Origin of the sequence: Streptomyces sp. PsTaAH-124, assembly GCF_000373685.1 — a bacterium.
GTDB lineage: Bacteria > Actinomycetota > Actinomycetes > Streptomycetales > Streptomycetaceae > Streptomyces > Streptomyces andamanensis.
The window spans coordinates 45,778-58,535 of sequence record NZ_KB892184.1 but is presented as its reverse complement, the minus strand read 5'-3'; the positions used below and the strand labels follow the sequence as shown (position 1 = coordinate 58,535).

Below are 12,758 nucleotides of genomic sequence, written 5' to 3'. Positions count from 1 at the left end.
CTAGCCTCGATCTTTCTTGACGGTTCGCCGACGGAGTCGGCGGACCGTTTCGCTTTCGGTGGCTGATGCCGGGCAGGCCGACAGCCCGAGTACCGCGTCGGGTGGGCGCCGGGTTCCACTGCTCCGGTAGGGGTGGTGCTCCTCGTAGGGGCGGAGAGTCGCTGGTCAGCCTGGCTTCGGCAGGAGAGAGAGTCGTGCGAGAGCTGCGGTGATCTCGTCGATCCATGGCCAGTGGCGGGCGAGGCGGAGGATGCGACGCCGGCCGGTCGTGACGAGCTGGGCGGCTGCGGAGAAGAGGCGGAGCCGAAGACGGCGGGGTTCCCAGAGCCTTGCCCGGCCGGTCAGGGCGAGCATGGGCATCCAGGCCAGCAGGTCGAGAGCAATCTGCACGATCTCCAGCCAGACCTTGTTCTGGGCGGTGTGGTGCAAAGGAAGATTCCGCAGACCGGTGGCCCGGGCGGCCCGGATGCGGTCCTCGGCCCTCGCTCGCAGCCGATGACGGAGCTCGAGTTCGGCGATCGGCCGGGCGACGGTGTTGGTGGCGAAACAGGTCAGCCGCATGCCGTCCGCATCCGTGAGCCGCAACTGGGCCCCGGGGTGCGGTCGCTCCTTGCGGACGATCAGCCGCATGCCCTTGGGCCAGCCGTCCAGGACGTCGCCGGTGAGTTCGGCGACCCAGGCGCCGTCGCGGATCTCGCCGTCCGCCTCGGCGGCCGGCGTCCAGGCCGACGCCGGGACCTGCAGCACATGCTGGTGGATCGCGTCGGTGATCACCATGCCGACCGAGTAGGACAACCACCCCCCTCGCCGGGCGAGCCAGGCGACGAAGTCGTGGGTGCCGCCCGCGGAGTCGCAGCGGATCAGGGTCTGACGTCCGCGCCGGTATTCCTTCGGCAGCTGGGCCAGGGCCAGTTGGGCGGCGGTGATGTGGTCGGCCGCGGTGTTCGAGCCCGCGTTCCCAGGCCTGAGCAGGGCTGCCACCGGCTCTCCGGTGCCACCCGACCCGTGATCGACAAACCCCATCAGCGGGTGGTGGCCGTAGGTCCGCTTCCAGGTCGGGGCCGCGTCCTCCTTGTCGGAGTGCGCGATCACCAGCACCCCGTCGAGATCGACGGTCACCGTCCCGTCGGCATCGGGCGCTTCCCGGCCGGCCAACTGCCAGACCTTTCGGCGGACTTCAGCTCGCGCGGAACGGATGGCCTGCAGAGCTCGGCCGCCGTAAGAGGCGAGGGTGTCGATGAGGCGGCAGACCGTCGGATCCGAGGCGACCGGCCCGAACACGGCCGGCTCCGCCCGCAGCAGGGCGACATCCGCCAGGCAGTCCCCGCCCAGCGCGACCGCCAGGGCCACGTCCAGCAGGATCTTGCCCGGATCGTGCACCGCCCGCGGCTTCCGCCACGGCGTCAGCGCCGCCGATATCGCGGTGTCCAAACCGGCCTTGCGCACGGTCTCGACCAGCAGCACGCCCCCGGCCTGCGAGACCACCGCCCGGCCGCCGCCCTCGATGCGGACACGCGGGTACGACCGGATACGCTTCTTCACCTGGAGAGTGCTTCTTCCCATGCAGCCAACAGGACCCTAGACAAGTCCCATCGTTGCAGGTCAGGAGCACTCTCCGCTTATTTGATCAAACATCGGACACCCCACCTCGTGAAAGCGCGAGGCTAGGCACACTCGCCATGCCAGCCCAGGTTCCTGACCCGCCCCGGCTGCGGCCCGGGGATCCCCGACGGCTTCCTGCGGTACCCGTTCCGGGCTGGCGGGAGTCACTGCCGAGCTGGATCAACCGGCTCTGTCTCGCCTACGAGGTACGCGGCCCGGACATCCCCGCCCTCGGACTCAACGTCCGGGGGGAGATGCGCCCGACCACGGTGGGGCTGGCCTTGTCCCCGCCCTCCATCGCGGCACTCGGCGCAGCGACCGGCTTCTCCGAACAGACCATCGGCGGGATGCTGCTGTCGCGGTTCACCGCCACCGCGCTGCCCAACCTCCCACGCCCGCCGTACGGGCATCCGGGGGCGCTGACGGCCTGGGCCGCCGGGGCATGGGCGCTGCGCCGCCATTCGAACTTCTGCCCCCGGTGCCTGGCACGGGACGGCCGCTGGCGGCTGGAGTGGAAGCTGCCCTGGAGCTTCGTCTGCCTGGACCACGTGATCTACCTGTGCAACCGCTGCCCCCGGTGCGGGAGAACGCAGAGCGGCTTGTGCTGGGGGCGGGACAGCCGTGAGTGCCGCCTGATGCAGCCCGCGTCCGATGTCGCTGCCTTGCTCCGGGCCGACCTCCCGCTGCAGAAAGAGCCGAACGCCGTGTGCCGCGGGCGTCTGGACGAGGCCGCCACGGTCCCGGTCACCGATGCCCGCGCCTTCGAGGGGCAGGAACGGCTGATGCGCTGGCTGTACGGAGCGGCGGACGAGTCGGCGCGGGAGGAGGAGTTCGCCTCGCTGACCGCCCTCGCCGCCCAGTGTCTGACCCCCGAGATGCTACGAAGGGCTCAGCCGGAGCTCCGTCCCGTGCTCCCCCTGGACGGCGATCCCCGGCTCCGGAACCAGCCCGAGCTGTCCCCGCTGTGGAGCGACCCGCTGTGGATGGCGGCTGCCGCCCATGTGGCCCAGAGGCTCTCGGCGACGCGCTACCGTCCGGAGCGGTCGGTGCTCTGGCTGAACCTCCACCAGCCGGGCCCCGCGCACCCGTGGAAGCGCCTATATTGGCGCAATCCCGCCCTCCACGGGACCGCCTTGGTGTTCGGCCCGTTCCATCACGACACCGAGCACATGCGCGAGGCCCTGCGAACGGGCCTCGCGGAACTTCCCTATCAGGGGCCCGCCTACATCAACACCCACTCGCCCTACCGTGTGCACCCCGCGGCAGGGTCCAAGGTGCTGCCCTATCCCCAGAGGTCCGAGTGAACCCGCAACACGACGGCGACGATACGCCGAAGCCGCCCCCGGCTTCCGGAGCTACAGCGGCTCTTCCCCGGAGCCGACAATCCGACGAAGCCGGGCCCGCTCCGGCCGGGCCACCGCAGCGGCGTCTGCCCGCCGTGCCAGTGCCATTGTCCGGCGAATCCCTGTTCAGCTGGGTCGATCACCTCGCTTTCTCCTACGAGGTGGATCGCACGCAGATCATGAACCGGCTCGGTCTGAAACCGAAGACCGCCCACGCGTTTCGTCTCGCACGCCACACCGCTGAACTGACGGTTACCGCCGCCACGTCGCTGCACGCCGGAACGGGACTGAGCCCGGAGGCCCTGCGCGACATGACGCTGTTCGGCTTCGTCAAGGAGAGCGAAGGCCGGCTCAGGCGTCACCCCGAGTACGACTGGGCTCCGGAAGAAACCTGGTCCTTCTGCCCACCCTGCCTCGAACCCCCCGCCCGATGGCCGTTGCGGTGGTATCAGTCGTGGGCAGTGATGTGTCCCGACCACGGTCGCTATATGGCGTCCCACTGCCCCGGCTGCGGCTCTCCGTTCTCTCCGTCGATCCTGCGCTCGGACGCGCCGGGACGGTGCCCGGGGTTCCTCGACCGCGACGATGAACCGTCCAGGATCCCGTCGAACGCCAAGCGCCGTTCCAAGCGCAAGCGCTGCGGCCGGCCCCTGTGGGAGATGGATACGCCGCCGGTCACCGACCCCGTGGTGCAGCGCACCCATCAGCGGCTGACACGGCTCATCGCCCCCGGCTCACCCACTGACGAGGACGAGCAGTGGTACACCGACCTGCGGGCCCTGCGGACGCTTCTCGAAGACCCAAACGCTCTGCGGGTCCGGGACTTCACCTGCCCGGACCCGGCCCTTCAGGAACGCTTCACCACCGCCGAGGAGGACATTCCGCCCCGGGAATGGGGTGAGACCGACCCCGTGATCACCTGGCAGCCGTCCGGATCGGGATTCCTCTCACCGATGCGTCGCACGACATCCGACCCAAGGTTCGGAATCGTCTGGGAGGGGCAGCGTGATCCGGTGACCCAGGCGGCCAAGCTCCATGTGATCGGCACGGTCCTGGAAAGCCAGGATGTGGCCGCTACCGTGCAGGAGGTCTTCTCCGTGGTCAGCCAGGCACGCCTTCGGGACTTCGGCGAGCGTGTGCCGTCGTACCTGGGCGAAGTCAGCCCTCAGCTGCACGAGCTCATCGAACGAGCGCTAGCCCCAGACGCGTTGGCCCGGCTCCACGGCACCCATCCAGACGGTCACATCCGTGGCTGACACTGTTCTCTACCCCCTGGCGGGTGCGAGAGATTGCGGCGGCGAGGCCTCTTCCGCCCAGACGATCACGTCTCGTCGTCGGCCGGGGCTTCGGAGGTGACGATCAGGGTGAGGGGGACTCGCGCGGCGGTCTGTTCAGAGCGAGAGCGTGTCAGCCTCTGTCTCCTGGAGGTTTGCGGGGAAGAAGCCATGTCTGCCTGGCCCTGTTCCGGTGAAGCGGTAGACGCGAGCTTCGGACAGGACATTTAGAGGCGGGTCACCGTTCTCGATGATGACGACCTGGCCGGGAAAGTCGAGCATGTCTGCATAGAAGTGGTCGACGACGTGCGAGGTGAGGTCCACGTCCTCGCCGACCGGTTCGTCGTCCAGGATGGGGTCCCGATAGGTGACCACCGGTGAGTCGAGAACGATGAAGCCCGGGTGCGGTCTGCCGTTGTCCAGACAGAACTGGGCCAGCGCGGTGGTGAATGCGGAGTGCAGGACGGAGCGCACCCCCTTGCCTCGGCTGGACCGAGCGCGGCCGCCGGCTCGGATATCCATGGCGTACTGGTCGTACTCGGCGAAGTCCACCGAGGGGACCTTCCAGGCTTCCAGAGTGCGGCGCAGTGCCTGGTCGAACGCCGTCAGGATCCGGTTGGGGACGTAGTCCGCCGGCCGCGGGGCCCCTCCTATCGTTTCTCCGTCCAGATGTGAGCGTCGCTGTTCCAGTTCGTCGATCCGCTCGTGGAGTTCGAGGTTTCGCTCGATCTCGGAGCGGGCGTGCAGATGCTCTTCCATGCGGGCGCGCATGGGGGCGAGCTGCTCCTGAGTGGCGGAGATCTCCTGGTCCATGCGGGCGGTGTCGTGCAGCAGGGATACCCGGCGCTGAGTGAGCGTCTCGAACTGGCCGAGCAGATCCTCGATCGTGGGCAGCAGGTCGGCGAGCAGGCTGGTGGTCTTGACGGTCTCGTTCTGGACGGCGAGGTGAAGCTGCGTCGTCTCGTGCTCGCTGTGCCCGGGGTGCTGGTGCTCGGGCTCGGCGCCGCAGAACACGCAGGTTCCCACCCGGAAGTAGCCCAACAGGCTGCCGGCCTCGGCCACCATCTCAAGGCGGTCCAGGTCGGAGCGGTACTGGTCCTCCAGCAGGCGGAACCGAGTCACCAGATCGCCGGTCTCCGCGAGGCGGGATTCCACCGTGGCCAGTTCTTCGGCTGCCTTCATTCGGGTGGTGACGGCCGTCAGGTGCCGGTCGGTGATCACTCTTAAGGTCGTGGAGTGCTCGTCGATGGATGCCTGCAGACGCACCTGGCGGTCCCGCAGATCCCTGACGTTCTCGTTCGTGGTCAGCTTGCTCTGCAAATCGAGGATGATCTGGTCGAGCAGAGTGATCTTGCCTTTATTGACCCGGCGCTGTCCCGCGTTAAGGCCGGTGTCCACATCCGGATCGCTCTCACCGGTCAGCAGCAGCCGCATGACCGACGCTGCTGCGGTCTTGCCGCTGGCCGCGGCCGAGGACAGGACCGGGGACAGCGGGGCGACCATCCGTGTTTCGGGGATGACGGCGAGGTGGATGAGATCGCGCAGGGTCAGGGTGCGGCTGGCGCCGGCTTCGTTCTTACGGATCCGCAGGTCGGCCAGCGCGAGTTCGTTCAGGAGGAACAGCGACAGGCTGTTCTTGCTGCGTGCGGTGTGAGCGGCTGTGACCTGGGTGTCGGCAGGAGCTGTCACCATCGAGCGGTGATCGCTGCGGTAGAGGTGGATGGTGCCGCCGTGAGGAGCCCTGAGCAAGGTCAGCGGGGAGCCGCCCGGAAGCTGCAGTCCCAGGAGGATCTGGCTGTAGCCGTCGGCTTCCGGCACCTCGGGGGCCTGGCTGCCGCCGAGCATGTAGTCGATGGATTCAGCGATGAACGACTTGCCGGTGTCGGACGCCCCGTAGATCACGGTGAGGTCCGGGCCGAATTCTACGCTCGCGGTGGGCTTGTTCATGCCCGCATAGGTGAGGTGGACCAGACGCAGTTCACTCATGGCAGGCTCCGCTGCGGGCGAGTTCAGCAGAGGCCCGTTCGATGATCTCCTGTGTCACGGCCCGGGCGTCCGACCGCGCCGCGAAGCGGTGCACCGCCCACTCGGCGCGCTCCCGCAGGGACTCGACGTAGGAGGCCTCCAGCACGTCGACGAAGACCGGCCCTCGGTCGGTGGCCCGGTACATGAGACCTCCACTGTCGTCGACGATGCCGGCCAGGCCGGCACGGATCAGCACGAGCAGCGCCTCTTCCAGGACAGCCCGTTTCATCCCGAGCTCGCCCCCACGCGCCGGCAGGGTGGGATGAAGGCTGGGCGGTCCGTCGAATTCGCCGCTGTGGAGCACCACGTGGTCCAGGGCGACCAGTCGCGCCACGTCCATGGGCTCGGGATGGCTCTCGGCCAGAAGGACGAGCGCGCGGACACCGACTTCGAGGGGGCTGTTGAGCGGGTTCACTTCTCTCCTTCCCGGCACCATGTCAGACGGTCCTCGTTCGCCAGGTGATGACATACCCCTTTGCGGGCCTTTGTTTCGACGAAGGGGGTGAGGACGGTCGGGGTCAGCTGGACGGTGCCAGCCACGCCCATGACCGCACCGTGCCGCTCCCAGCCGTCCGGATAGGAGCGGGCTGCGACCTCCACGACGATGTCGTAAACGTCCTTCTTCACCTGTTCGAAGTACGCCGGCTGCGTGGCATCGCGAGCGAACACGCGCACCGCCTCGGCGGCGTAGAAGGCCTCGCGCTGCCGCTTAAGGTGCTCATCCGCCTCCTCGATAGCGGGCACGTCCTCCAGGCCGCCGATCGCACCCGGGAAACGCTCGCGGTACACGTCCACGAGGCGCTGAACGTAGCGGGCTTCGTCCTCATGGTGCTGTGACGGCGGAAGGAGCTGCTGGGGCCCTCCTTCGAAGGGCGCGTAGGGGAAGCGGTCCACGTAGTGCGAGGTCGTCTTGTGCAGCTCGAGCATCTCGTCCAGGTCCACGCACTCGAACAGGGAGAAATCAGTGTCTGCCGCCAACTTCTCGACGGCTTGCCGCTGTTCATCGCCGAGCTCGGTCACGAGCTTGTCCCGGGTGGTGGACAGCTCCTGCAGGAACTTCGTCCGGCACTCGGTGGGCTTTGCGAATTGCCGGGGCAGGCTGCGCGAGATCCTCGGGGCGACGAAGACGTACCGGGTGGGGACGGTGAACTCACCGGCTGCCGCGGCCACGAACATCTTGCGCATCTCCCCGGCCGCCGTGCCTCAGGACAAGGCAGCGGCATACCGCTTGCACTGGTAGTTGTGCCACGGCCCCTCCAGCCTCTGCTGCGACAGGTAGCCAGCCACGTCAACCCCGTGGTCGCCCGAGCCGCCGTGGCGTTCGACCAGGACGTACCTGGAGTCCAGCGCCGGAACCCACTCCTTGACGAACTCCTCGAACTGGTCGGGATCGTAGAAGGACACCATCTGCTTGGGTGAGGGCATCGGCGCCATGCGCAACGAAGGAGCCAGCACGGTCAGCAGCAGCGGCGGCTCTGCGCCCGCGGACCCAGCACTGTACGAATTAGACACCCCGTTATCCCCCCATTGCTCCAGGTGACAGCACGACCGCGTCCGTCCTGAGCAGACGCGATTCATACCCCTGGCCCCACCCACCAAACGACGCGTCCGGTCCGCCGTGTGCGTGCCTTGGGAAATGGCTGACGGGCGAGGGTCCATGGCGAAAAAGGGTGCGCGTGGCAGGGTGCGCCGTGCGCCCGCCGCCCGTCCCGGCTAGCCAGGTCCGGACCCGTTCGCAGCCTGGGGCCAGAAGGCTTCACGGGCCCCGACACCGTCCGTAGGGCAGCTGACCGGCGCGCTGTGCCCTGCGTCGGCGGCAGGCGACGACTTGGCGTCGACCAGGCTGCCTTGACCTGCCCAGCTTGCCGGAACTGAGGTGTCAGCTCATCGCTGCTATGCCGCGTGGTGTGGGCGTGCTGCAGGGTGAAATCCCCTAAGCGCGCCGTCGTGCCGTGTGACGGGCTGCACAATGAGGTCCCGGGCCGGGAGCAGCGTCGAGCCGGAGGAGATCCAAGGTGGCCGATATCGAGCACGACGTTTGGGTCGGTGAGCCCGGCTGGGAGCTGATTTATGGCAGCCATGAGCTGTCCGGCCCGCCGCCCAAGATCGCCAGAACTCTCCCGGCAACAGCCCCTCTTGCACTGCCGACGGAGTACCTAACGTGGGAGTCGTTCGAGCATCTCGTGGCCGCGATCACCCGAGAGGTAGAGGGGGCCTACGAGGCCCACGTCTACGGACGGCGCGGACAGAAACAGCACGGAATCGACGTCGTCGGCTTCTTCGACAGCGAAAAGCCCCGGGTCTACCAGGCCAAGCACTACAAGACCTACTCGGCTGCCAAGCTGACGAAGGCGGTCCAGACGTTCTTGGACGGCAAAAGGCCCTTTGGATCGTCGTACCTAGTCGTGATGACAACGGCCGACGTCAGCGACACAACGATCAAAGACGAGCTTCACACGCTACGAGAGGCCAACCCGGACCTCACGATTCGCCTGTGGGGAAAGCAGGAGCTGTCCGACAAGCTCCAGGAGCACCCGCTCATCGTCACCCGCTTCTTCGGCCCAGAGACCGCCCGCCTGGTCTGCCCCAAGCTCCAACAGCCGAGTGCTGAGGCAAAGACGGCGGCCGTCGCCTCCGACGCGATGGTCCGGGGACCAGTCCAGCACCTCGACTTGCACAACGATCTGGAAGCAGCCCGCGCACTGCGCCCAGAACAGCCCGCGCGAGCGGCAGCAGAGTTTCAGCGCGTGGCCAAGGCTCTGGAGAAAGCCGGCTTCGCTGCCCACGCCCTGCAGGTTCGCCGTTCCCAGTCCGAAGCCCTCCACGAGGCCAAGGACACCGCCGCGGCCGTAGCCGTAGATCTGACGATTATGGCTGGTGAGCTGGAGAGCGGAGAACCTGGCCTAGCCCTGTCCGTGGCCCGCCGCCTGGAGATACAAGACACGGACGTACCCGAGACGTTCGCTCGTGGGCTACAGGCCCTGGGCGCACTCGCGGCGTACGAGCACGATCACGACGTCACCCTCGATGACGTCGCCGACGCGGTCGACGCCCTCCAGGACGGGGATGCGGGACTCGCTTCGGCCTTCATGATGTTCGCTGAATGCGCGGTGGCCGAGAACCGGCTCGAGCTGATCACCGATCGCGCTGAACGGTTCGAAGCCGCCTGCCGCTCGACGTCTTCCGGATCCCAGGAACACGCCCGCCTGCGCGCCTGCCTGGCCGACGCGGGTGTCGATGAAGGCTGGGAAGACCTGCAGCACACCATCCGATCCAGTTGGAAGCCGCAGCTCGCCGCGCTACTCATGGCCCGGCTCGGACGGAGTCTGGTCTTGCGTCAGAAGGCCCCTGCGGCTCTCGCCCGCTACGACGACGCCATTGCCCTTGCCACCGAGGCGGGTGCCATCGACGACGCGGTGAACTGGTTGCAGACGCAGAGCCTCATCCGTGTCCGCTTCGGCCTGACCCAGCCCCTGAGCATGAATGAGGGCTATCGCCGCATCCTGACCCTGCGTGCTGCCGGTGACGGCGGCAGCGTCCTGCCCACCGGTGTGCGCTTCAGGGAGCGGGCGCTGTCCCGCATGCACAAAAAGCGGCTTGCCGATGCCTCTCAAGCTCTCATCGCCTACCGGTCGCGCTCTGCCGTCACCGCCGACTGGTCCGGGGAACACGAGGCCGAACACCTCCTCGGGCTGCTGCACCAGAAGGCACAGCAGCCCGAACAGGCTCTGCGCCACCACTTGGCCGCCGGCGATGTGGACGAGCTGGCCGATGTGGCGGAGCTCCTGCCGGAGGAGTCTCTGTCGTTCGCGCCCGACCCCGACCTCGTCAGCATGCCCAACTGGTACCGCGTCAGTGCCCTGCGCGCGGCGGCGGCAGCAGCCGATCTCGTGCCCGACGACCAGGCCAGGAAATGGCTGGACGCAGCCCTGAAGGAAATCGGCCTCGACCTCCCCGCCCCGCCACGTACGGCAAGTGCCGTCCATGCGGCCTTCGCCGCGGCGGCCGCCTTTCTGCGGGCCTCCACGGCCGAGCAGGCCCAGCAGTTCCTCTCCCTGAGCGACTCGCGCCTGGACCGTGCTCCTGGTACCCATCGCCGGACCGACCGTGAACACATGCAGGCCCTGATCGCCATTGCGCACACCCACCCGACCGTGCGCCAGGCGGCCGTCCGCTCAATGTGCCGGGCACTGTTGTGTGCCGAGCACCTCGCGGCGTCGATCCTCAACCAGGGTGTCGATGCCCTGGCCCTGTGCCCGGACATCGTCGCCGAGCAGTGCGTGCAACCAGCCCGGGACAGCAACATCTACGCGGCCCTGGCACTCGTCCTTACCGGCACGCACACCGCTGACGCCGCGCCTGCGGCCCGAAGCCAACTGCCGCTTCCGCTGCCGGGAGAAGAGACCACAGAGCACCCGCGCACAAGCCCCGGCACACTCGCGCTGCTGGCTGCCGCCGTGGACATGCCGGACCGGCAGGCTTTGGCCGACAGCCTCATCGCTCACGCCCTCAACCGTGAGGACGCCGCCTTCCAGCGCCGCGACGCCCTGCACGCCATAGCCACCCTTGCACCACACTTGGACCACGGCACGCGGGCACGGCACTTCACGACCGCGATGGAATTCGCTCAAGGCGACCATGACGGCAGCGCCGACGACGACCTCCCCCACACGTCCTTCGACCGCATCAGCTTTGGGTTCGGCCCGGCCACGCTGCGTCATGATGGCCTTCTGGCTGCGGCATGCCTGGCAGACACCAGCCCGCAGGCAGCCGATGTAACCGCACGTGCCCTTCACCTCCTCCTGTCCGATCCCGACGCGGACCGGGCCACTCTGGTGCGCGCGTTGTTCCAGCTATCCCCATCGGATGTGAATCTGGATCCGATGCTGCTGGCCATTCATCCAGATCACCTCATCCGCCTCCTCGCAGCGGCCCTGTGGTGCGCCAGCAAGGACGCCGACCCGGTCACCGGCCAGTCCCTCATCACGGACCGGCACAGGCTGGTGCGCCAATACATGGCGTCTCACGCATGCAAGGCAGACCTCGTACAAGCCCTGGCGACCGACCCGCGCCGCTCCGTCCGTTGCCGCGCCCAACAAGACCAAAGGCCCGACAGCGAGACCGGCTACACACAGTAATCGCACTGAAGCCTTTGATGCGCCACTGAAGTCTCTACTGAAATGAATACTGCGCTACTGAAATCTCCAGAGCCACCCGACAACGGCGGCCAGGCGGCCCCCGCCCCGCACGCGGACGTCACCCACTTATGCGCCGAGCACAGCCGCGTGGCCGCCGTGCGCCGGGTACCACGCCGACTCGGCCTTGTTCCACACGCCCAGCGCCTCGGTGCCGCCCGGCACCGGGACGCGCTCGCCGTCGCGCACGACGAACTGGTGCTCCCCGAGCGGCGTGCCGAGCGCGCCCCGGCTGCCGGTGCGCACCGTGCGGTCCCAGCGCGCGAGCACCCGGCAGGCGTCCCGCACGGCGAAATGCTGCCGCGGGAGGTCCGCCCGGAACGCGCTGCACTCAGGTGACGGCAGCGCAGTCGTGCCGTGCGACGTTTCGGCCATGGGCAGCAGCACTGCACAGTAGTCGGGAGGGAGTCGAACAAAGGGTGAGCGGGCTTCGCCGCGAAGACCGGTCCATCAGGTGGAACATCCTCTGAGCTCGGCGTTTGCCGCCTCCGGGCGGATGGCTCTCGGACTTGATCGCTTCGGAGCGATGTGACAGGGGAGTCGTTCCGGGGCCCGGGGGTTTTTCCGCTGGCGTCGAAAGGGGTAGAAACGGTTGGTGGCACCGGGCCGACCGACCATCGGCGCGCTCGCACGCGCGGGCATCAGGTGCCTCTCGGACCACCAGCAGGTCGCCTACAAGGGGGATTTCATGCGTCAGTGGAACAAGGCAGCCGTCACAACGGCGGCGTTCCTTGCCGTCGGCTTCACTGTCACTGCCGCGGCCGAGCCTGTGTCAGCGACACCTGGGCCCGCCGCGTCCGCCCGTCCGGCTTCGGCAGGCACCATCTACTGCCCGCACGACGCCGACTTCACCGGAACGGGCATCCGTATCCGGTCAGCCCCGGACCTGGGCTCCTCCACCAGGGGCTATGGGAACCATCACGACTGCTTCACCGGGGGCTTCCAGACCACCGGCGCGAGTGTGAACTGCGGGACGAACTCGACCAACCAGTGGCAGTACGGAACGAACCGCCGCACCGGGGTCACCGGATACGTCAGCTGGTGCTACCTGGAAGTCGATGGGACCGGCTGACCTGTCGCCCAGCCAACGCCCCAGGCACAGGAACTGGTGTGCAACACGGCTACGGTTCCCAGGAGGTGCTGAGGGCCGCCAACTCCGTCCGTCTCGCGGCCCTGGTCCTGGCCCTGTGCCCAGCCGCCAACGCTTACCGTAGGGGCGGGTGTCGGTGACCCCGACAGCCTGCTCCGCACGCCAGGTGGTGGGGCCGCCGAAGACGGACTCCCCGCCGCGCCTGGGTATCCGGCCCACCCATCGGGGG

9 protein-coding genes and 1 pseudogene are annotated in these 12,758 nt (G+C 68.1%); 4 read left to right on the top strand and 6 right to left on the bottom strand.

Features of this window, described 5'->3' with window-relative positions:
- Positions 1–165: 165 nt before the first annotated feature.
- Positions 166–1,542 carry an IS1380 family transposase gene (locus B086_RS0126445; RefSeq protein ID WP_018569455.1) on the bottom strand — a complete coding sequence of 459 codons (1,377 nt, stop codon included), beginning with the start codon at positions 1,540–1,542 and terminating at the stop codon, positions 166–168.
- Positions 1,543–1,679: 137 nt separating this feature from the next.
- Here B086_RS0126445 and B086_RS43755 point away from each other — a divergent pair, with 137 nt between their 5' ends.
- Together B086_RS43755 and B086_RS44705 are read left to right on the top strand one after the other, a co-directional pair.
- Complete coding sequence (locus B086_RS43755) at positions 1,680–2,906, top strand: TniQ family protein (RefSeq protein WP_086024276.1); 1,227 nt, start codon at positions 1,680–1,682, stop codon at positions 2,904–2,906.
- Positions 2,903–4,201, top strand: a complete 1,299-nt coding sequence (locus B086_RS44705) for a TniQ family protein (protein WP_324604697.1) — start codon at positions 2,903–2,905, stop codon at positions 4,199–4,201. The genes B086_RS43755 and B086_RS44705 overlap by 4 nt, the downstream gene beginning before the upstream one ends.
- A gap of 135 nt (positions 4,202–4,336) precedes the next feature.
- On the opposite strand, the gene B086_RS0126430 is transcribed toward B086_RS44705, so the two are convergent.
- From B086_RS0126430 to B086_RS45650, 4 genes are read right to left on the bottom strand one after another with little or no spacing between them, the layout of a single operon-like run.
- Positions 4,337–6,205: an ATP-binding protein gene (locus B086_RS0126430; RefSeq protein ID WP_018569453.1), complete on the bottom strand. Its 1,869-nt coding sequence runs from the start codon at positions 6,203–6,205 to the stop codon at positions 4,337–4,339.
- Entirely contained in the window at positions 6,198–6,659 is a 462-nt protein-coding gene (locus B086_RS0126425) for an ABC-three component system middle component 2 (protein WP_018569452.1), read from the bottom strand. The genes B086_RS0126430 and B086_RS0126425 overlap by 8 nt, the downstream gene beginning before the upstream one ends.
- On the bottom strand, positions 6,656–7,429 hold the full coding sequence (locus B086_RS40825) for an ABC-three component system protein (RefSeq protein WP_018569451.1): 774 nt from the start codon (positions 7,427–7,429) through the stop codon (positions 6,656–6,658). The genes B086_RS0126425 and B086_RS40825 overlap by 4 nt, the downstream gene beginning before the upstream one ends.
- Before the next feature lie 18 nt (positions 7,430–7,447).
- Positions 7,448–7,651, bottom strand: a complete 204-nt coding sequence (locus B086_RS45650; RefSeq protein ID WP_234029368.1) for a restriction endonuclease — start codon at positions 7,649–7,651, stop codon at positions 7,448–7,450.
- A 608-nt stretch (positions 7,652–8,259) separates the two neighbouring features.
- On the opposite strand from B086_RS45650, the gene B086_RS0126415 reads away from it, so the two are divergent.
- The gene (locus B086_RS0126415; protein WP_018569449.1) at positions 8,260–11,382 is read left to right on the top strand and encodes a restriction endonuclease; all 3,123 of its coding nucleotides are present in this window, start codon (positions 8,260–8,262) and stop codon (positions 11,380–11,382) included.
- 138 nt (positions 11,383–11,520) lie between these two features.
- On the opposite strand, the pseudogene B086_RS0126410 reads toward B086_RS0126415, so the two are convergent.
- Positions 11,521–11,727, bottom strand: a pseudogene (locus B086_RS0126410) (hypothetical protein); the annotation flags it as partial.
- 400 nt (positions 11,728–12,127) lie between these two features.
- Between B086_RS0126410 and B086_RS44700 the strand changes: the two are divergent.
- On the top strand, positions 12,128–12,511 hold the full coding sequence (locus B086_RS44700; RefSeq protein WP_158690421.1) for a hypothetical protein: 384 nt from the start codon (positions 12,128–12,130) through the stop codon (positions 12,509–12,511).
- Positions 12,512–12,758: the final 247 nt, after the last annotated feature.

What these genes read in the sequence shown, in the direction of transcription:
- B086_RS0126430 (WP_018569453.1), bottom strand. Translation starts at nt 6,205, where the DNA reads ATGAGTGAACTGCGTCTGGTCCACCTCACCTATGCGGGCATGAACAAG.
- B086_RS44700 (WP_158690421.1), top strand. Translation starts at nt 12,128, where the DNA reads ATGCGTCAGTGGAACAAGGCAGCCGTCACAACGGCGGCGTTCCTTGCC.
- B086_RS45650 (WP_234029368.1), bottom strand. Translation starts at nt 7,651, where the DNA reads ATGGTGTCCTTCTACGATCCCGACCAGTTCGAGGAGTTCGTCAAGGAG.
- B086_RS43755 (WP_086024276.1), top strand. Translation starts at nt 1,680, where the DNA reads ATGCCAGCCCAGGTTCCTGACCCGCCCCGGCTGCGGCCCGGGGATCCC.
- B086_RS40825 (WP_018569451.1), bottom strand. Translation starts at nt 7,429, where the DNA reads ATGCGCAAGATGTTCGTGGCCGCGGCAGCCGGTGAGTTCACCGTCCCC.